At 37.2% G+C, this 19,879-nt stretch carries 27 protein-coding genes; 23 read left to right on the forward strand and 4 right to left on the reverse strand.

Going from position 1 to position 19,879, the window contains the following annotated elements; translation table 11 throughout:
- The 19 genes from MKX39_RS22050 to MKX39_RS22140 all read left to right on the forward strand — a co-directional run bounded on the left by MKX39_RS22050 (position 1) and on the right by MKX39_RS22140 (position 9,552).
- The gene (locus tag MKX39_RS22050) at positions 1-465 is read left to right on the forward strand and encodes a hypothetical protein (protein ID WP_340765552.1); all 465 of its coding nucleotides are present in this window, start codon (positions 1-3) and stop codon (positions 463-465) included.
- Positions 466-493: 28 nt separating this feature from the next.
- Positions 494-949 (forward strand): hypothetical protein, encoded by a 456-nt coding sequence (locus MKX39_RS22055; protein WP_340772007.1) that lies wholly within the window; start codon positions 494-496, stop codon positions 947-949.
- A 33-nt stretch (positions 950-982) separates the two neighbouring features.
- Positions 983-1,429 carry a hypothetical protein gene (locus tag MKX39_RS22060; protein WP_340772010.1) on the forward strand — a complete coding sequence of 149 codons (447 nt, stop codon included), beginning with the start codon at positions 983-985 and terminating at the stop codon, positions 1,427-1,429.
- 326 nt (positions 1,430-1,755) lie between these two features.
- A complete protein-coding gene (locus tag MKX39_RS22065) occupies positions 1,756-2,394 on the forward strand; it encodes a hypothetical protein (RefSeq protein WP_340765557.1) in 639 nt (212 codons plus the stop codon).
- 123 nt (positions 2,395-2,517) lie between these two features.
- Entirely contained in the window at positions 2,518-2,784 is a 267-nt protein-coding gene (locus MKX39_RS22070; RefSeq protein ID WP_340765558.1) for a hypothetical protein, read from the forward strand.
- Positions 2,784-2,999 carry a hypothetical protein gene (locus tag MKX39_RS22075; RefSeq protein WP_340765560.1) on the forward strand — a complete coding sequence of 72 codons (216 nt, stop codon included), beginning with the start codon at positions 2,784-2,786 and terminating at the stop codon, positions 2,997-2,999. The genes MKX39_RS22070 and MKX39_RS22075 overlap by 1 nt, the downstream gene beginning before the upstream one ends.
- Before the next feature lie 53 nt (positions 3,000-3,052).
- On the forward strand, positions 3,053-3,406 hold the full coding sequence (locus tag MKX39_RS22080; protein ID WP_340772012.1) for a hypothetical protein: 354 nt from the start codon (positions 3,053-3,055) through the stop codon (positions 3,404-3,406).
- Positions 3,407-3,483: 77 nt separating this feature from the next.
- Positions 3,484-3,732, forward strand: a complete 249-nt coding sequence (locus tag MKX39_RS22085) for a hypothetical protein (protein ID WP_340772014.1) — start codon at positions 3,484-3,486, stop codon at positions 3,730-3,732.
- A gap of 107 nt (positions 3,733-3,839) precedes the next feature.
- Positions 3,840-4,619, forward strand: coding sequence for a hypothetical protein (locus MKX39_RS22090; RefSeq protein ID WP_340765567.1), 780 nt, complete (start codon positions 3,840-3,842; stop codon positions 4,617-4,619).
- Positions 4,620-4,663: 44 nt separating this feature from the next.
- Positions 4,664-5,077 (forward strand): hypothetical protein, encoded by a 414-nt coding sequence (locus MKX39_RS22095; RefSeq protein WP_340772016.1) that lies wholly within the window; start codon positions 4,664-4,666, stop codon positions 5,075-5,077.
- Positions 5,078-5,154: 77 nt separating this feature from the next.
- Positions 5,155-5,343, forward strand: a complete 189-nt coding sequence (locus MKX39_RS22100) for a hypothetical protein (protein WP_340772017.1) — start codon at positions 5,155-5,157, stop codon at positions 5,341-5,343.
- Positions 5,344-5,554: 211 nt separating this feature from the next.
- Positions 5,555-6,034 carry an NADAR family protein gene (locus tag MKX39_RS22105; RefSeq protein WP_340765573.1) on the forward strand — a complete coding sequence of 160 codons (480 nt, stop codon included), beginning with the start codon at positions 5,555-5,557 and terminating at the stop codon, positions 6,032-6,034.
- A gap of 110 nt (positions 6,035-6,144) precedes the next feature.
- Positions 6,145-6,960, forward strand: coding sequence for a hypothetical protein (locus tag MKX39_RS22110; protein ID WP_340772019.1), 816 nt, complete (start codon positions 6,145-6,147; stop codon positions 6,958-6,960).
- A gap of 29 nt (positions 6,961-6,989) precedes the next feature.
- Positions 6,990-7,259 carry a hypothetical protein gene (locus tag MKX39_RS22115; protein ID WP_340765576.1) on the forward strand — a complete coding sequence of 90 codons (270 nt, stop codon included), beginning with the start codon at positions 6,990-6,992 and terminating at the stop codon, positions 7,257-7,259.
- Between the two features lie 112 nt (positions 7,260-7,371).
- Positions 7,372-8,070: a hypothetical protein gene (locus MKX39_RS22120; protein WP_340772022.1), complete on the forward strand. Its 699-nt coding sequence runs from the start codon at positions 7,372-7,374 to the stop codon at positions 8,068-8,070.
- 16 nt (positions 8,071-8,086) lie between these two features.
- On the forward strand, positions 8,087-8,308 hold the full coding sequence (locus tag MKX39_RS22125) for a hypothetical protein (RefSeq protein ID WP_340765582.1): 222 nt from the start codon (positions 8,087-8,089) through the stop codon (positions 8,306-8,308).
- A gap of 232 nt (positions 8,309-8,540) precedes the next feature.
- Positions 8,541-8,738, forward strand: a complete 198-nt coding sequence (locus MKX39_RS22130) for a hypothetical protein (protein ID WP_340765584.1) — start codon at positions 8,541-8,543, stop codon at positions 8,736-8,738.
- Positions 8,739-8,767: 29 nt separating this feature from the next.
- On the forward strand, positions 8,768-8,935 hold the full coding sequence (locus tag MKX39_RS22135) for a hypothetical protein (RefSeq protein ID WP_340765586.1): 168 nt from the start codon (positions 8,768-8,770) through the stop codon (positions 8,933-8,935).
- Positions 8,936-9,063: 128 nt separating this feature from the next.
- A complete protein-coding gene (locus MKX39_RS22140) occupies positions 9,064-9,552 on the forward strand; it encodes a hypothetical protein (RefSeq protein WP_340765588.1) in 489 nt (162 codons plus the stop codon).
- 66 nt (positions 9,553-9,618) lie between these two features.
- Here the strand turns inward: MKX39_RS22140 and MKX39_RS22145 are convergent, their stop codons facing one another.
- From MKX39_RS22145 to MKX39_RS22155, 3 genes are all read right to left on the reverse strand, one after another.
- Positions 9,619-10,599 carry a hypothetical protein gene (locus MKX39_RS22145; protein WP_340765589.1) on the reverse strand — a complete coding sequence of 327 codons (981 nt, stop codon included), beginning with the start codon at positions 10,597-10,599 and terminating at the stop codon, positions 9,619-9,621.
- 129 nt (positions 10,600-10,728) lie between these two features.
- Positions 10,729-10,962 carry a hypothetical protein gene (locus MKX39_RS22150; RefSeq protein ID WP_340765591.1) on the reverse strand — a complete coding sequence of 78 codons (234 nt, stop codon included), beginning with the start codon at positions 10,960-10,962 and terminating at the stop codon, positions 10,729-10,731.
- 220 nt (positions 10,963-11,182) lie between these two features.
- On the reverse strand, positions 11,183-11,482 hold the full coding sequence (locus tag MKX39_RS22155; protein ID WP_340765593.1) for a hypothetical protein: 300 nt from the start codon (positions 11,480-11,482) through the stop codon (positions 11,183-11,185).
- A 144-nt stretch (positions 11,483-11,626) separates the two neighbouring features.
- Here MKX39_RS22155 and MKX39_RS22160 point away from each other — a divergent pair, with 144 nt between their 5' ends.
- Together MKX39_RS22160 and MKX39_RS22165 are read left to right on the forward strand one after the other, a co-directional pair.
- Entirely contained in the window at positions 11,627-11,821 is a 195-nt protein-coding gene (locus tag MKX39_RS22160) for a hypothetical protein (RefSeq protein WP_340765595.1), read from the forward strand.
- A 165-nt stretch (positions 11,822-11,986) separates the two neighbouring features.
- Complete coding sequence (locus MKX39_RS22165) at positions 11,987-12,994, forward strand: hypothetical protein (RefSeq protein WP_340772024.1); 1,008 nt, start codon at positions 11,987-11,989, stop codon at positions 12,992-12,994.
- A 20-nt stretch (positions 12,995-13,014) separates the two neighbouring features.
- Here the strand turns inward: MKX39_RS22165 and MKX39_RS22170 are convergent, their stop codons facing one another.
- Entirely contained in the window at positions 13,015-13,437 is a 423-nt protein-coding gene (locus MKX39_RS22170) for a hypothetical protein (RefSeq protein ID WP_340765599.1), read from the reverse strand.
- Positions 13,438-14,230: 793 nt separating this feature from the next.
- Here MKX39_RS22170 and MKX39_RS22175 point away from each other — a divergent pair.
- A complete protein-coding gene (locus MKX39_RS22175; protein WP_340765600.1) occupies positions 14,231-14,647 on the forward strand; it encodes a hypothetical protein in 417 nt (138 codons plus the stop codon).
- A 326-nt stretch (positions 14,648-14,973) separates the two neighbouring features.
- The gene (locus MKX39_RS22180; RefSeq protein WP_340772025.1) at positions 14,974-19,878 is read left to right on the forward strand and encodes a hypothetical protein; all 4,905 of its coding nucleotides are present in this window, start codon (positions 14,974-14,976) and stop codon (positions 19,876-19,878) included.
- Position 19,879: the final 1 nt, after the last annotated feature.

Here is a 19,879-nt window from a genome sequence, read left to right on the forward strand (position 1 = left end):
ATGTTAGAAATGATTCAACAAGAATTCCCAGAAATATTTACAAAGCATAAAAAGTTAACCAAAAGGCAACCAAAAATTTATGTCTGCAGTTGTGGCAATGAGTTCAATAAGACCAAAAAGTACAATGTAGGAGGACTCGGTTTTGGGATTCCATACTGTGAAAAATGCGGAAATAAAGCATTCACTTCTAAAGCGTATATTGTTTGGAGTAGAATGGAAAACAATCAAATCGAAGAAGAAGATTTTATTCTAAAAATGCTTGGCGACCATGGACAACTTAATAAAGAGGATTTGATGGCGAAGTTAAAAGAGAATTTCCCAAATACAAGTGGTCGTGCATTAGGATTTTTAGTGTACTATGGCTATCTAAATGTAGATAAGAAACTGAGGGATGAAGATGGAATTATTAAATACAGCATCAACGATCAGAAAAATAACAAAAAACGATATGAGAAATTAATATAATTGCTATTGTTATAGGGAGGCTGCACCAATGAATGATTTGCCAAATATCATCGAAATTATTATATTTGTACTTCTTTTAATTTTGATTTTCGCAATCTTGACACATTTTAGGGATAGAAACACCAGAGCCATTGCGAAAATATGTCCAGAGTGGATTAAGTATGTTAACTATGCGAGTTCTTTCCTAGACATTCAATTAGAGAATTTTCAAAGTTTGATAGTTATAGGAGTGAAAAATGGCGTTCTTCAAAAAGAGGATTTTTCTTTCGTTCAGAAAGAACTAGAAACTTGCTATGCCTTCCGGGGGAGCGTTGTCAACCTAAGTCAGTTTGCTAAAAAAAACTTAACGGTGGAAGCGAAAGCTCGTTTTCAAAATAAAATGTTTCATAGTTTGGATAATTTAAATGAAATAGTTCAGGAAAGAACATATGAAAATGAAAAAGAAGCTATTGCTATAACAAAACAAATTATAGAGAATGATTAGAGAGTAAAATTGAATAGTGAGAGTGGTGACAGAGTGGAAATTTTATTAGTGGTCATGTTTATCGTAACGATCTTTATTTTCTCTCCGTTTCGCACAATTGACCATCACCATAGGGTCATTAGAAAGCATATTCCAGAATGGTCTAAATACCGAAAACATCTAGCCTGGTGTTCTAGTGAGGACTTACACAAATTAGTACCTCAAATTAACTTGCTTGCCACAGGAGTGAAATCAGGAGTCTTGTTAAAGGAAGACTTTTCTTTTGTCCTAGGAGAATTGGAAAATAGACGAGAGTTCCAAGAGAATATCATTACACTTAGTGAATTCGTGAAGAAAAAGATGGTGAGAGAAGGGAAAAGTATGTTTAAGGTAAAGGCTTGGAACAATATAAAGAACTTAGCATCTGAAACTGAAAGAAAGCTAATTGAAAGAGAAAAAGAAGCAATAAATATTGCAAAGCAAACACTAAACAAAGATTGACTATTGCAGTCAGTCTTTCTTTTTATTCAAACAGAAAATAGGAAAGCCTTCATCACTAATTCGATGAAAACGTCGAAGTTTTTACAATTCGATGAAAACGTCGAAGTCGCAGGTCCTTTCTGTTCAGAAGGTAACACGATGATAAAAGAATACAAAAAAACCTGCACGGCGGGTACAGGTTTGCTCCTTTAATCTACAACCAGCTGTTACCCTGCTTGAAGACCACCTTTCGGAAGGGTGTTTCCATGTAATATACTATGCACGATGACTAGTTCTATGCTTAATAGTGTGTCGAACAAATAATTTATTGAATTGGGGTGTGGACTGTGAAAGAGTCGGATATGTTTCAACCAGTTAAGGATTTACTGCATCAAAAACTTGGCTGTGCACATGTGTATGCGGAAGTCGGAGTTTATGATGTAGTTGGACTACTTGAAAATGTGAATATTATAGTAGAAATGAAAAAACAAATGAGCTTTAAGGTTATTGAGCAAGCAAGAAGAGCTGCTGGACTAGCAGACTATGTGTTCGTTGCCATACCAAAGCCAAAAGCATCGATCAACTCGATGGCAGTGTCCTTATTAAAACAAGAGGGGATTGGTTTGATCTTAGTAGGTGTGCGAGGAGCAAAGATCCAGTTCTGGGGAAGAAGACATCGAAGAAAAGGAGGGAAAGGAATCCGCTCTCAGATTCGCTCTCACCACAAGGAAACAATTGGTGGTGTAAAGTCAGGTGAAGGTCCAACGGAATACTCAGTAACAATCGAAAAAATCAAGGATTACTTGCAAAGAAAAGACTGGGTAACAGTAGATGATATTGTTGTAAATGTGGAGACTCACTATAAAAATCCGAGGGCTTCTATAGGAACGACATTAAAAGCGTCTTGGAATGCGAGTTGGTGCGAAAGAAAGAAAGAGGGGCGGAAAACTTATTTTCGATTAATTCAGGATAAACATAAAAACTAACGAAAAAGGATATCGCCAGTCAAAGTAAAGTCAGCAAGAAATGAAATTGGAGTATCGTAAAAATGGAAAATAGTAAAATTAGTTCATAAAATACGAAAAGGCGTAATCACGGGTCATGTAAGGTTGGGCAAAACTGTAGCTCTAATAAATCTTCTAAGTACAATGGTTCCATCTACTGTTGTTATATACGATAGACTCGACGAGTATACGAAACTGGTAAAGCATCTTGGTGGTCAGGAGTTTAAACTTAGTGATTCTATCAAACATTTAGATTTCACAGGTAAGTTCACTTCTATTTCGGATAAATTAGATTCGGACAGTAATCAAACTGTTCTCAATTTTCACCTGTTGGAACTGGTAAGTAGCAGTTCATCAATTAGAAGAAGCTAATGACATTAATAGACAAGAAAAATATTAAGTTGATTGCAGTTTGTCACTCCGTTGACTTAGAGAAAGAAGAGTTAAAGAAACAGTTCAAAAACCAACTCTTATTTCATCCTTATGGTTCTACACCATCTAAAGAACCTTTAAAAATATTTCTAAGGAGCCTTTATCAAAAGGCTCCTTTTGTATACGAATTAATAATATTGTTGACTGTAGTATAAAATAAAGCTATAATAAGTTATACAAGACATGAAGTTTTAGGGGGTAAATACACATGGATAATTTAATGTATTTAATTTTAGGATTTTTACTAATAGTTCTTCTTGGAGAGGGCTACGGAGAAGTTGGAAAATTAGATTTGGCTCTTAAAATAGCGAACGAACTAAACCAAGAAGTGAAGGAAATAGAATTAGGGACGACGTTAGATGAAATTGAAAATCTGGATTTTTATAAATCACAGCAAATTATTGGTGCAGAAGAAGTATCTGGCAACCAAAGAAACAAGATAAATATAATTTTTCAAAACACTGCAAAAGAGAAGATATTATGGCGTAACAAGGAAGTTACGATAACTGAAAAAATAGGACTGGTATTCGTGAATGATAAATTAGTTGAGATACAGAGATAAGAGGAAGAGCTAGATGCTGCACGACAGAGCATTGAAATTATGCTTAGAAGTACTGTCCATATAGGGGGTTGAGATTAATGAATATTAAATCTAAAATACTAAAAGATGTTATAGATGGGATGTTAAGTGATCTCCAAATGAAAGCAAATGGAGTAATGAAACCTACTTTATCACAAAAAGAAGCATTAAGAGAATTGGGCGTAATCTTAGAGTTGGTATGCAGTTTACATGAAAAAATAGGGAACAACACGCTAAAAAGTGAAATATGGGTTATGAGAAATAAAGTAGTAATGACCAAACACCTAATAACGGTTAATTATCACTGAGTATTTCGTAAAACATTACAGTAGTGAGTTGTTTATATAAAGATAAGAATTTGCCTTATGAATTACAACAATTACATTGATTTTTTAATAAAAGGAGTGAGAAGAAAATGAATTCAGTTGGAACCAGAATATCTGGATTTCTAAACATCAAAACAGCCGAATTAGAAGCGGTCCGAGTGTTATTTGAACAGTTCCCAGATGATGGGGTTTATTTATTTAGAAAATATGGAGAAGTAATTTCTCATAGAAAACATCCTTTTCTAAATATCATGAACTCGGCAACGAACGAAGAGGAAGGTTTGTCTCCCCATGAATTTCAAGACTTGCTTAGTTCATTGTTGCATGAAGAACTTTTAAGGCAACCGTTTATGCGACATTGGAAAGATATATACACAATCCAAATAAAACCAAGAAATCGAAGTAGTTACCCGTCTTTATTTGCTATCTATATAAATGAAGAGGAAATGGTTCAATTTCGTCCAATGGATAAAATGTTTGGTATTCGAGATAAGATTGTTCTATGGAATGAACTATTAATTCAGGTAGAGAAAGAAAGTCTGCATTATCAAGAAAAGAATATTCTTGCAGAAGATAAGGTAGTTAAATTCCAACGATTAATAGATCGCCCTGCTGGCGAAATCAAGAGTTTGAAAGATATTTGGACAATTTTAACGAAAAGGGAGAAAATTCGCCATTTCGCTCAGAAATCAGTCAATCGTGAATTAACCTTCTTAGAAGAAGACAAAGAGTATTATGAAAAAAAGGTTGATTTTATGGTCAAAAGATATGCGGAGCGAATTGAACTGCTAGAAATTGTAGGTGAGTTGGCATCTTTCTTTGAGCAGTTAGACTATCGATTAGAGACCAGTAGAAGCTCTTTGTACTAAAAGGAGGATTAGATTGGGTTTCGATGAAAGGAGAGGGGTATACTTTGCTGCAAATTGTTAACGCATTAAAAAGAAGTGAGAAAATGGAACTCGCACTCAGAAAAGAAATGGATATAGTTCCGACCCAAACAATAATTATAAAGAAACCCTTCAAATATTATTTCAAATCAGTGTGTTGTATGTGTGAAGAAAAAAACAGGATCGTTTATTTGATAAGAACTGATATTTTGGGTTTGAGGGATGCACCTTTCCTCACTAAAGATTACTGTGAAAAATGCTCTGTAAAAATTAAGGAAGAGCTAAAGAAAGTAGAACAGTACATGAAAGAAGAAAGAGAACGGAAAGAAAAAAAAGAAGCTGAAATTCTTCGTTATGAATACCTAGAACGAGAGGTTGAGCGTAAAGAAATAGAGGAGAAGGCAAAAAAATATGGCATTGTTTACCCCGAACCGGAATGAACATAATGGCACCAGAACTATGTTCTTTTTGAACTGCTTCAAGAAGTTTCGAGGATATTAAGAAGGAGGAGATGAAAATGATCCCAATACAAGATCAGCGAAAGGCCTTTCAGTACGCTGTTGAGTACTTAACACAGGAAATAAAATCTATTGAACTGACATTGGAACATTGTCATTTGCTAGCTGCGAATATTTTCCAATTAGAGAAACGTTTAGCAGAACTTAAAGGTGATTTGTTGACTTTGCATTCACATAATTTGCACTGATCGAAGTCTTTAAAAACAAACCGCACAGAGAAAAAAGCCATATAGTAGGCCACGACACTTGGTGCGAACACTCGTATCTGATGAACGTGGAGGAAGTGAGAAATAGGGTCATTCTATCCATCGGAGTTTATTCGTTTGTCACTTGGGACAGTGAACCGTTAACCATCGAAGAATTTTGAAAACTAGAGAGAAATAACAGGGGGAAAACAACATGAAAGTCACTGACAAATTTGTCTTTTTCTTTACGGGGAAAGACGTTTTTTCTAACTTTTATCCAGTAAGATTTACACATGACGGACATACCTTTATTAGCTCAGAGCAAGCCGTTATGTACCGTAAAGCAAAGTTTTTTGGTGCTGAAGAAATTGCTAAACGAATTCTCCAGGCTAAAACACCAGAACGTGCGAAAGAACTTGGACGAAGTGAAGAAATACCATTTGAGCAAAGTGCATGGGAACAAAACAGAGAAGCTATATACGAATCCGTCCTTCTAGATAAGTTCCGAACAGGAAGTATTCGGGAACAACTACTACGAACTGGCCAGAAAACACTGGTAGAAGCATCTCCTTATGACAAGATATGGGGAATAAAACTTGCGATAACTCACCCAGATATAGAAAATCCATCTAAGTGGAGAGGTCAAAACCTTTTAGGAAAAGTACTAGAGAGAGTTAGAGAACAATTGCGATAGCAGTTGTTCCTTTTTTATCAGAGCAAAAATCAATTTTTATAGAGGGGATGCTTTAAATGATATTGATGATATTAATAGCATTGCCGTTATTGAGAAGAGGGAGGTTGTAAATGAGAGAAGCTGATATGTTTTCAGGATTGTTGTTTAAATTAACAGAATCATTATCAGATTGGTTTTTTCAATCAGCTCAGCATTTGTTTTCTATTATTGATAGTTTAATGAAGCTCAATGTGGGTGATGAAATAAATGCTATGATGGTTATTCCCTTTTTGTTATTAATATCGGTAAAGGTAATTTCTTTAGCTAGAAAAGAACTAAGCATTAAGGATTATTTTACGAAAAATCAAAACCTATTGATAAGCATACTAATTCTATGTATGTTCGGTGTCTTTCAGAATCAAATTCTAGCCATGGTCGCGGACTCGTTCGATTCATTATTTGACTCTGCTTCACTTGTGCAGATATTAAAAAACGATTTCACTACAGAGGAAACGAACCTTTCCTTGTATATTCTTTATTTATTTTCAGCTGCTTTCGCAATGCTAATTGCATTATCTGAATTACTATCCATTTTGTCACTCAAAATAACTTTAGGTTTATTGCCAATCGTCGCTTTTCTTGGATTTTACAGGCCGGCATTCATGAAGGTTGTGTTGAAAAATGTCGTTTATGGAATTGCTTATCCAATTAGCCAAACTTTTATGCTGTATATTACCATCATTCATTTTCTTCCACTAATTATATCGGAATCAGCAATATTGCATAATGCCCTAATCAAAACTTTTCTTATTCTTACGAGCTTTCCTTTAGCAAAAATATCTACGGAACTTCTATTTTCAAATTCAAAAACAGAGTCAGAGTTAAAGGATAGAAATGAAGATGGGCAAGCACAAACACTTAATTTATTAAAAAATAATAACTTCTAATACTTCATAAGAACTGGGGAGGGAGCAATATGATAGATGGTTATGAATATCAACAAAAGAAGAAAAGAGAATTAAAAGAATTTAACCAAAAGAATAAAAAACCTATGGATGAACACTTAGTTATTATGGGGATATCAATAGTAATCCTCTTCGTATTACTTATTGGTTTCTCTGTATTAATTAATCTATCCATTGAAGAAACCAAAAACGAGTGCGAGAGTATAGGCGGAAAATATCAAGTTGTTGACAGAGAATGGAGCGGCAAGCAAATGACCGATATATATGGGTGTGTTAAATAATGTATGGACGTCAATAGAAGCGTATTTTCTTATCGTTCAGAAGTAAACTGCATAGATTAGAAAGGAGCAATTAAAAAGGAGCAGTTTACCTGCAGATTAGGAGGATGAGTAAATGTTGAAAATGGTGATAGGGAATTTAATGGAAGTCGAGAGGGGTATTTTGGTACATCAAGTAAATTGTCAAGGTGTTATAGAGACAGAATTAGGCAAAAAGATTAGAGAAAAGTATCCCATGGTTTATGAGAAATACAATGCTGTATGTGTTCAAGCAAAAGGGGATATCTCTAAATTGCTCGGAAAAATTCAATGTATTGGCGTTGAATCGGAATTATATGTAGTTAATTTATTCGGACAAGATTATTATGGTACAGATAAAAGATATACGGATTACAAATCATTCAGGGATGCCTTTTCGAAGTTAATTGTTTTTAGTAGTCAGAAGAATTTACCGCTTTATATTCCTGATGATATAGGTTGTGGTATAGCCGGTGGAGAATGGTATTTGATTGAGAAAATAATAATTGACGAGCTGGCTATGCAAGAAAGTTTGGGCGTATTTGTTGATTGCACGATTGTATCTTTAGCAGACGAGAATGCATGTCAAGCTTGTCGAGTAAATCGGTATACGCAATTATGCGATTTCGGTATTGGTTCAGGCATTACTACTAGTATAGATTTTAAAGAGTTAGTAACAACATGTGATCGAAAGCTTTGCAAAAGTTGTGCTATACACTTGTGGTCTGATTGCGATGTGTGCCCGGAACATGCATCAATAGTAAATAAGAAATTGGCTGTGCAGTTAAAACTGTAAATTAGGAGGTAAGGGAATGGCAAAAGGCTTCGATGCCCAAATAACAGCAGGTGTGCATTGGTCTAAAGCTGAAAGGGATTGGATGTGTACAGCACCAACTGGAGCTACACGGGCATTACTTGCCTTTGATTTAGTTGGGTCAGATACATTTAAAAATCTGCTCAAAGAATTAGAAGATAGAGGGTATGACCTATCAACATTGCGATTTTCCGTTAAAAAAAAGAAAAATGTTAATTAGTTTTTGACGGTTGGCTTATTAAATCAAATTGGACGTCCATAGAGGCGTCTTTTCTTATAGTTCAGAAGTGAACAGCATAGAATAAAGCGTATAGATTAAATAGGTGCAGCTCTACTGCACGTAAGAGGTGAATGTGATGAACAGTGAACAGAGTTATACACCAGGAGAATTTGGATAATGAGCACGCCGAACCGGAATGATGTCTCAGATTTTTAAAAGGGAGATGATGTTAATGAAAATTGCAGTAGGTTCCATTTGGAAGTGTACAGATGAAAACTATCCTGCCTATGGTCAAACATGTGTAGTCAAGGAAGTATTTGAGCACCCCGATTTTAATGGGGATGGAGAAATAGAGGTAGAGTATCAGGATAAAACAACTGTGGACATGAAGGTACGAAGATTTTGTATGAGGCATGAAATACTAAATTAGTAAAAAGAAAGTTGAAAGGTGGGTAAGCAATGAAGAAATACGAAGTTGAGATAACATTCGCAAATGGCAATTCTCAAACGCAAAAGGCGGACTCTAACGACAATATTTCGGCTATGAACGAAGCATTGAATCGATTAGAAGCTACAGAAAAAGCTAAGGTCGTTAATGTTGGCCTCATTTGTATTGGTGAATACTAGAAAAAAAGTGACTGTAACGAACTTAAGAGAGAGATGAATCCAAAACGATTTTTCTTGAATAAAAGCAGACCTAGTAAGACCAGATAGCAGGAAGCAGACAGTGAAGTAAACCAAAAGGGGGAAATGAAATGGGCATGTTTTTAATTGTTATATTCGTGATAGGATGTGTAGGTACTCTAATATGGTCAAAACGCAGAAATAAGGAAAAGGAAAAAAATGATACAAATAGAGCAACTCGGATACAGCAAAATCTTAAGAGAGAAACAGAGATAGGAGTCAATAAAGAAAGAGGAGTAAATGTTCCTACTAGCCATACTAAGGCGATGCCACCTAAAGGGGCCGGAGATTCCACAAGTTGGATGCAACAGTCATTATTCTTAAATACGGCAAACGCGGAAGAAGAACAGGAGAAGCATATTGATGCATCTGAAAGTAGTGTTCGAGCTGAGGAGCCAAACGTTAAATTAGATAGTTACACATCTTATGATAGTGATATTAGTTCGAAGAGTAATAGTTTTAACTCAACATATAGCAGTGATTCTTATTCGGATAGTAGCTCTAGTAGTTCAAGTAGTTCTAGCGACTCAGGATCTAGTGGAGGGGGAGGCTCTGATTAATTGATTTTCAAGTAATCATGATAATGCTAACCGAAACAAAAAACCAGCCCCTTAAAGGGCTGGTTTTTATTTGACTGAAAGTTTTTTTAATAAGGACATCATAGATTCACGAATGGGGTCATCCTCTTCGTTTCGTGCCTGAATTCTCTGTGTCAAATGGTTGATTACGTGATCACGGTTCACTCCACTGATATTGTAGTTGTCGTAAGAATTCATTACCAGGTGATTCACCAGTGGCTTCATTTTTGGATCTCTGTATACATCTTCTGAATTAACTGTAACTAACCAATTCCCGCCTATTCGGTCAATTTTACATTCCTGCAAAACTGTTGATTCCGTTAATTCCGTTGCAGATAAGGGTTTAGGAATCTCTGCGGAAGATCGAATATCTGGTGGAAACATTGGAACTAATGATTTGTAACTAGCTCCATTGATCTCCTCAAACAAATTGGAAATATCTTCTGTTCTAAACTGATAGGCCCGATAACCTTCTGTCAACGTTCTATCTATAAGGGACGAAACAGTTCGAGCATTTTCTGCTAGCATAAATATTTCATTTGAACATTTAAGTGTTAATGCTTGGAAATCTTTCACCTCTCGACGTTGTCTTCGAATTTCCTTAAATTCTCCCATTACGGATAAGGCATCCTCATCTATCAAGTCAACGTTTTCGATAATGTGCATAAGGTCGGATAATTGAGAATCATATGAGGAGTGTTTGCCCTTATGTTCCACAATATGGTCACGAAACTTCATCACTTCTTCGCCAAGACTGTTCAATAGTCCTTGGATACGACGTACCGTTGCTGTAGCTTCTCTCTCTACAGAGTTTTCTTTCGATGTTTGTTTTATTGGCATCGAAATCACTTTTTCATTATTATCGCTAGAAATATTTGCGTGTACTGTGTTAGTAACTTTAGGTAATGGAGCTAATTTGGGTTGAACTTTTAACGCATTACTTTGCATATTTTTTATATGACGTAATGGAAGTTGTCTATCATATTGCCACTCTTTTTTTAAGTCCTTTAATAATGTTTGTGGATTCATTTGAATTCACTCCTTTTTTTTTATAAACTCCCTTCACTATATGCAGAATTACATCTTACATAACGTTTTGGAGTAGGAGCGTCGTCGAACAAAAAAAAAGACCAGTTTCCTGATCTTTATTCCATCTTTTTAAATGGAAGTTAACTCATCATATAGATATACATATGCTAACTCTCCTTTATAATCTTCATAGCCTTCTTGCATGAGCTTAAATTTTTGAGCAGAAGTTCCAAGTCCTCCCTTTAGAGAAACTCCTTCATTTCGATAGATAACAGAAAAAACTTGGATTTCATTCATGCTGTAATCTTGAACGATTGCTTCTACGTTGGTGTTTTCGTGAATTGATTTATATACGGTTTTCATTTATTTTCCCATCCTTTTAATATAATTCGAAGATTCATTCGAATGCACTTTCTTTTATACTCTTTCCACTATATGCAGAACATAATCTACTATAACATTTTATCGGTCGAGTATTGTTGAATAAAAAAAGACCAGTTTCCTGGTCTCAATCATTAGGGATGATTGTTTAATATGTCAGCTTAGAGCTATCCTTGAGTATTATGTTCAATGAGCCTATTTATTAATGTCTTAGCCATTCTTTTGCTGCACGAATAGCCTCGAGGTATTCATCATGCTCATGTTGGGGTGATTCTGGAAGCCATTCCCCGTTAAATGAGATTAATATTTCGATTACTTTCTCATGTTCTTCTAGTGTTAGCGGAACAAATGTAGAAATCTCTTCCATAGAGGCTACAACTTCTTCTGATTCTTCTGATTCTAAGAAATCTTGATCGTCTGGTTGGCAATCATAGAACTGCTCCAGTAATCTTCGATAGTGAAGGGCAGCGGTGTGTAAGTTTTTTTGTGTCTCTGTTGTCATAAAAACATCTCCTTTTTAGTTGATGCCAGGCATCTCCTGTTGAATGTGATACAATTTATCATATGCAGTCTGAAATAATTTCAAAACTATTGACAACACTTTCTTTAAAGTGTATACTATAGTTAATGTTGAGGAGGGTTAATAATGGAATTTACATTCGAAAGAATACTGGGAGAATCGGAAGAAGATCGCATTAAAGGTGTCATTGTTAGCCAAGTTGAAGCACTAAAGAGCGTATCAGCTGGGGAAGAGGCAACGCTAGTGAATGGTGACGAGGCGATAACGATTTTACGAACAGAAGTTGGCATACACATTATACATGTGGGTCGTGTTCTTTAGGACGCTTTACCTTCGATATACACGAAGGTATTTTTTTTACTGAACCAAACAGTCAATTATAATTTGCAAAGTAGCAAATAAAGGTAATTTGGAGAAATTACAGATATAGATATATATGCTTGAACAATTTGTGATGTGTTCAATAAGTAGAAGGGGGTAAATGAAATGTATCCAGAAATGTTTGAACAAGTTCTAACGGATTATAAAGAAGTTGTAGAATCTGTTAAAATCGGTAATTATCAAGAGAAAAAAGAGCTACTAAGCGTTTATAGTTCGTTATTGTCATCATTTTCGCTGCTAAATGAATTAAAATTAGAGGGTGATCTTGATAGATCCAACAAAAAGGAAGTACTTTTAACCATAACTCCAGAGATAAAAGAAGTAGTGAATCCTGTAATTAAACCAACGGCTACTCAATTGCCGAAGTATCGAATAGATCGCAAATTAAAGGGAGGGTATATAGAAGAAATCGATGCCTTTGTTCCAGAAACAGCGATCAGAAATCTCGGAATTGAACATGGAGATTTGCTTTACGCCGAAAAGAAAAGCTTTGGAGCAGGTTATTATTATTCCATAGCTGAGAAGGTAGGAAATCAGGCTCCGGACCGTATAGAGGTACGAAATGCTTTAGTAGAAGAGGCAGTAGGAAGGTTATATGTATCGAAATACACAACAGGGGAATTGATTAAGGTAGACGGATTACCCGTTATGCTTTATATACAAGACACAGATGCAACTGCACTGGGTATTAATAGTGGAGACAATGTTGATATGGCTTACTATAGGAATAATACAAGTGGTGCTCGTGTTACGTGGAAAACATTAACGGAGAACGCAATTATCCCTCCTTATACACAGGAAACCGACACAGCTGGTACTATAGAGTATGTGCTAGTGGTAGGAGATCCTTCTTATGAGAGGGCTTACCGTAAACGACTATTACACTCAGGTATCGACATGCAGATAGTAAATGGTGAAATTGCTGCTCCTTCTCTTGAAGAGATAGAAAAAGCGAGTGTTGTTGTCATCGTAATGTCTAAATGTCTTAATGAAGTTGCATGGCAAACTAGAAGACTAGCAAAAGAAGCAAACGTAATGACGACAATGGCCCTTAGCCCAAACCCAGATGATATTATGGAACAAATAGTTGGTAGTAAAAAAGCGACGGCATAATAGAAAAAGGAAGCGAGTCCTTAGAGGACTTTGCTTCCTTTTCTTGCGTATGATTTTCTTTCCACTTCTTTACCATTAACTACAATGACTTTACGAATGACAGTGGGAATAAACAAGAAAATATTGCCACCTATAAAACGGACAACGACTGGTATAACAATCGTGTGTTGTTCGTTTACAAAACTAAACTCTTCACCGTCGCGAGCCGAGAATAGATAATGTGACTTCGCTAAAATGATGTCTTCTACCTCTGTTTGTTCCGTCTGCCTGCCGTAATCATTGTTCATGCGTTTTACAGCATGATGTGAATAGCCAATCTTTAACCACATTTCTTCAGGTACAAGACCCTCTGCAATATCCTCTGCATCCAGTTCTTCTTTAATCAAGTACTCACTTACTGTTTGACAATCTAGGTAAACATCCAAATCATTCCCTTTATACATATATAAAACCCCTTTTTATAATATGCGGTCATTCAAGCCGCTCCTTTTTATTGTTTACACTCCATTGTATGTAAAGAGCTTTGTAAGTATTACTGAATATCGAAGTGTTTTTGATGCATCGTTCATATAAGTATAAAAGAAGCTTCGACCATGACGTGCAAACCCCCTTACGAGTAATAAGGAAAGTTGAAATATCTATGTAATAAATTTCTATCTAAAGAATCCTTTAAGGAACCGTTATTATTCAGCGATGCTAATTATGTATTTTTTGTTTTATATGTTTTGTAATAATTTTTTTGCACGAACTGACACAGGAAACGCACAGAATGTCTTCCCTCCCTTACCAAAAGAAGAACAGAAAATCTCTTGGTAAAGGATGGAATTCAAGTTAACGCTATGCAGGTATCCGCCGTCACTACTCCACCGATATTACTATCGCACGTATTCAGGTCCAATAAAGGACCAACTCACCCAGGTCTGCTATTACTGAGTCGTCAGCACCACTGACATTTACGAGCCTCCCTAGGCGTAAGCCCACAGGACAGGTCATCAATCGGAATCGCTTTTGCGGCGACTGATGTTTTCTGGGAAAAAACACCCCGTCTGACGGATGTTGCACCCGCTGGTGAAGCGAGGCGGTTTTTATCGTGTTCTCCCGGACCACGTCTAATTCTGTTCAGTTGACTCTAATATATGCATAGGGTATTTCATCATTCCTTACAAATCGTCGTACCCAAGAGATGGAATAAACGAAGGACTTTCACCGTAGAACAAATCAAGGGGTGAAGTTTACGTGAATAGACAAGAAGTATTAGATAGATATGAAAATGCGATTGAAATAAACGGTGTCGTTTTTCATTTAGAGAAACCTAAGAACCGAAATGGATTTTGGGAATGGAATTTTTGTATCTTGTTCAAGCACGGAGAAACGCCAATCGAGTTCTTCCATTGGAATGATGCTGATAAATTGAAGTGGGCTAAGTTAATTGATGAGTGGTTCCCGCTTGCTTTTAAAAAGATGAGACGATTTGAAATGGCAAAAGTGGGAAGTAAGGTACGAACCGAATGGCAGCTAACGCTCAAATATCCAATAGATGGAATAAATGAACAACAAATAGAGATGGAAGTAGCTAGAGATATTCCTAAAGTAGTGGAATTAGCTTTGCAAATTATAGAGGGGGAAATGACAGATGATACAGCCATCCATTAAAGGGTAGACGTATTATCAAAATGAATTGTTTCCAGGAATTGTGGTTGACGTGGTGGAAAAAGATCACCAAAAAACAGCTGAATTAACACGCGGGGAAATCGTATGGTATTAGCAGAACAGGTAGGAAGCTCTCTCTTAAGGAGGGCTTTTTTATTTATAAAAAGGAAAAAGCTAACCCCTAATCATTAATCCCAGAGATGACCTAACAGCTTTCAGCATGTGTATTCATCACATTCAATCATAAGAAGACCTACTACGCTGAGGAAGTAGTCAATAAGTACCGCTTGCATATTATGGTAATAAACAGAAAAATGGGAGGTTTTAAAATGTTTAAAAATGAATCTAAGAGTAAGAAACGAATAGTTAAAACGTTACTGGCATGTGTTATTGCTTCTAGTACTCTGTTCCCTGTTGTAAATGTATCTTTTGCAGAAGAACTAGAGACAACAAATCTTACGGGCGGAAGTCAAGCCATACAAATGATGATGGCTAATTCATCCACCACAGAAGAAAGAGGTATCTCTTTTGTGAAGCATATTGGAGGGATTCATGAAGAGACAGTCGAAAATGCTATCAAAACAAAAGATGGGAAATACTTGATTGTGGGTAACACTCATTCAAGTACAAACACTTTAGAGTTAGCAAGAGGGGATTTATATAAATTCGATGAAGACTGGAATGTGATTTGGGACTTTACAATGGACAAAGGGTTTGTGAATAGCTCTGTTGCCGAGTCAGCAGATGGATCTATCATTGTTGCAGGACACATTGAAAGTTACACACAAGGAAATAGAATATTTGTTCAAAAGCTGAATGCATCTGGTGCAAACGTTTGGAAGAATTCATCCATGAACATAAGAGGTAATTTGTTTTCTGTAGCATCAACGTCAGAAGGCGGAGTACTGGCAGTAGGAGAAAGCCCATATGACACTGGACTTATTATAAAGTTAGATAAAGATGGAAATAAAATAAGCGATAACGAGTGGGAATATAGCGGATACAATAACATTGCCTTACGTTCCATAGAACCTGTAGGAGATGGTAGTTTTGTAGCGGCAGGAAGAGCCTTTTCAGGAGGAGTCGAATATGGACTTTTGGTGAAGTTGGATGAGGACGGAAACACAGTATGGCATAAGCTTTCTTCTAAAGGAACGTCGTATGAAGATGTTGCTGTTTCTCCGAATGGCGAATTCATCCTAGCGGGTTACAATGCTGGAGCGGGAAGCATTTTTAAATTAGATGCTTCAGGGGAAGAAATGTGGCAATCTATTTCTACAAAGATTCCCAATCGTTCTTATTTTAATGCTGTGCATATAGATGCAGCTGGAGGATACATTGTTGCAGGAAGAATGGAAAATCCAAACAGCAATGAGAGCGATACGGGGATTGTTGCTAAATTTGATGAGGCTGGTCTAGAACAGTGGACAGAACTTACGGAACGTTCTGGTCACAAAGACTACAAAGCAATTGTTCCATCGAATAATAATAACTTCACCGTAATCGGAAACTCGGATGCAGGAAACGGATGCTACAGCCCGAGCATTCCAGCAATGGTTGAAACGAATGGTGATGTAGATATCATTCTAGTCGGGTATGGAGAAGATAAGTTGGAAGTGAATGAAGACAGTCAAGATGAAAAAATTGCTTTCCTGGGCGGAGCAGGAGGAACGGGGACGCAGGAGAATCCCTACTTGCTAGAAACTCGGGAGCATTTAGAACAATTAGAAGATAAATCGATACACGGGAAATACTTTTTGTTGAAAAATGACATTGATCTCGCGGGAGTGGATTGGAAACCGATTTTATTCAGCGGGCATATAGATGGTGGCAATCATGCTATTCGCAACATGACAATTAAAATCCATGAAGAATCAAACTTTTGTTCCACGTCATTAAACACAGGCTTCTTTGAGGAAATGCCGAAAGACGGAACTTTACAAGTGAAAAACCTTCAATTATTGGAAGCTAAAGTTGATACAGGCTACTCGTACGGAGATTCGGCTGGCTTACTAATAGGAGAAGCAGAAGGTAATTCTGCACTAAGTATTGAAGGAAAGAAAAGCGATAAAAATCCTGTGTTTATGCAGAGTGTTGAAAATCAAGATGGGTCTTATGAATATGTGGAGGGAAATCCAAGTGTGATTTTTAAAAACTTGAAAATTACAGGAGAAATAAACTCCGAGAATGACACAGTTGGTGGTGTAGCTGGTTCGTTGACTGGCGATACATTCATATCTGATGTTGAATTGGACGTCAAGTTAAATGGCGGAAGAATTGTCGGTGGTCTAGCAGGAGTTAACGAAGGTTGGGTTCGGAACATAACTGGAGCAGCAACTATTGAAGATGGAATGGTTCTAGGGGGACTAATAGGAGAAAACGGACGCTATGCCAACGGTCTATTTGTTACTGATGATATGGATAGAAAAATGGGTGGGGAATTATACATCTCGCCAGTAGAAAACATAACGATGGAAGTAAGCGTTAATAATGACTGGAGTAATATCTCGGGTGGTATTATTGGTGAAAACTACGGATACCTACACAACGTCAAAGGCAACTATAAGAATCTTCAAAGTCCAGGTGCAGGCAGCGGTATGGCCGGAGGGATAGTGGGCGAAAATCTTCTATCACTAAGGGATTACGATTGGGTACATGAATACGGTGTAGATTTGCATAAAACTACTATTGAAGACATAGATGTTACTTCTGTTGTTGTGGGTCAAGAACATGTTGGTGGATTAGTTTCACTTAACGAACATGTGGTAAGAAATATATCGGGTAGTTACTCCGTCGAAGGAGGAGGCACAATAGGAGGAATAGTTGGGATTAACTTTAATGGCGACGGTGGTTCATCTGATGATTACACGGTAGGCCGAGTTTCTTCTGCTCCACCGCAAGTTTTGGCTGAAAATATGAAAGTGAAGACTCAAGTGAAGCAAACAACGACTAATCCTACTGGTGGTGCGATCGGTGAAAACATGGGGACGGTTCGAAATGTTGTTGTTTTACCGGGTTCCACAGTTACTGGGAACACTTCGGTTGGAGGAGTGATCGGAAGTTCTGAAGGAGGAACGCTAGAACAATTAGCCTCTAGTGCCGACGTTAACGGAATTATGGGAGCTCCTAAAGAAAGTGGAGATATCTCTATACTATCTGTGAGTAGAGTGAGTGAAGAGAGTAAAGCGAGCGGTGGAAAACTCCAACCTTCCATGAATATTGGTGGTTTGATTGGTTCAGGCTCAGAGAACACGGTAATTACAGAAAGCTTTGCCAAAGGAAAGGTAAGTGGCGATATAAATGTCGGTGGATTTGCAGGTCTTTTCCATGGGCATCTGAAAGATGTCTATGCAGACACTGCTGTTACCGGAGCGGAAAACACAGGTGGATTAGTTGGTGAATTTAAAGGTGGCTCGATAAACAGATCGTATGCTGCTGGAGCTGTAGACAGCCCGAATCCGGGTGGTTTAATAGGGTTATGGAACGGAAAAGGAGAATTTCCAGTCTCGAATAGTTTCTCTCTTCTCGATTCTATAGGAGAAAATGGAAAGTTGTTTGTTGGTGAATATGCATCTGGAAACAATGAGGACGGCGATTCAAACGGAGAATTCGATATGCCGAATATGAATGGACCAATCAAATTAATCGTTTCAAAGGTAAATCCTGAAACGAACACCGTAATGATTGACTTAGTTTATCCAGAAGGAGTGGATGGAATATTACAAACATTTATGCTAATCGCGAAAGGTTCAGATTTCAATGAGCAGATTATGGAAGGAAAAGTAACAAACTCCATTGAAGTACCTGTTGGTCATACATTTGCTGTGGCGTACATGGATGCAAACGGGATGGCTGAAATAACAGCTCTAAATATTTTAGCTTCTCAAGAGCCGACAAATGAACAAAATCCTGACGGTGACAATCTTTATCATTGGAACAACACAAAACCAAATCCAGTAGTAGATCAATCAAAAAGTACGCTAATTGGTAAAGCAAAAGCTTTTCAAGCCGCAACATATAAAGCGGCAACTTTTGAATTTGAGAAAGGTCCTTGGACAATTGTAGAAGGAAAGACACTACCGTATTTCGGGTTCTATTCAACTCCATATATTCCTGGACCAGACAACACAGAACCAGGAGATACAAGTCCAGGAGGAGCGTGTCCTCAAGTGCAATCTATTGAGACTTACCTGAAAGTTGCGGAAATGCTTAAACGTGATCCGCATATCACCAATGCATTAGAGAAAATCAATGCACTTCCAGAATGTAAGGAAAAAGAAGAGTACCTGAAGCGTATGGAAGCAACTTTCGAATGGATTGCGGAGCGAGATTACCAACTATTCTTAGAAATTGTCGGTAAAAATATAGATTGGGCAGGTAGTTTTGAGCGTGAACCTTACTTGAGTGCTTCTGCTGAGGTAGAAAAGTTACGCGACGGTGAAGAGAAAGACGATTTGAAAAATGAATTGGATAATATCTACAAAAACATGACAGAAAAAGAGATAAAGGCAGCTGTCAAGGCGGCCGAATCGCAAGTCGTGAACGCTGAACGCTATAAACGAGATCCTTATTTCACGCGAGCACAGGAAGCATTAGATAAAGTACCACCAAGCGAGATCAAAACATCTATGCAAGGAAGACTAGACATTCTACTGATTGCAGAAAAAGACAAAATAGAAGTCGAGAAAGCAAAGACAGCAACTGATGCTGTGACCAAAGCAGAATCCTCTAGTAACCTAGTTACTATTGAAGCTGCTCGTTCACTAGTGAACAGCCTCAAAGAGAGCGAAGAGAAGCAAGCACTAGTGGAACGCTTAGACGCAATCGAAGTAACGGAAGCGATGCAACTAGCTCACGACTTAAAAGTGGAAATCGATGCAATTATGGATTCTGAAACAAAAGTGAAGTTCCAAGATGCTTTCAAAGCCATTGAACAAGCTAAAGAACGTCAAACTGCCGCTTACATGACAAAAGCTTCTGCGAGTATTGAAGAACTAAGAGTATACTCAGGGAACCAAAGTGAAACAATCGACAAGCTTAAGACATTCTTTACTAGTATGCAGAAAGAGCTTGAATTGCAAAAGCTAGTAGAGGCCGCGGAAAAAACAGTTCAATTAGCAGAGAAATATAAACGTGCAACATACGTTACTAAAGCACAATCTGCCATCGACGGATTGCCTGATAACAAAGCAAAATTAGAGTTGCAAACCAGATTAGATGCAGTTATGAACTAAA

The sequence above is a fragment of the Psychrobacillus sp. FSL K6-1464 genome, from assembly GCF_038003145.1.
Lineage (GTDB): Bacteria > Bacillota > Bacilli > Bacillales_A > Planococcaceae > Psychrobacillus > Psychrobacillus psychrotolerans.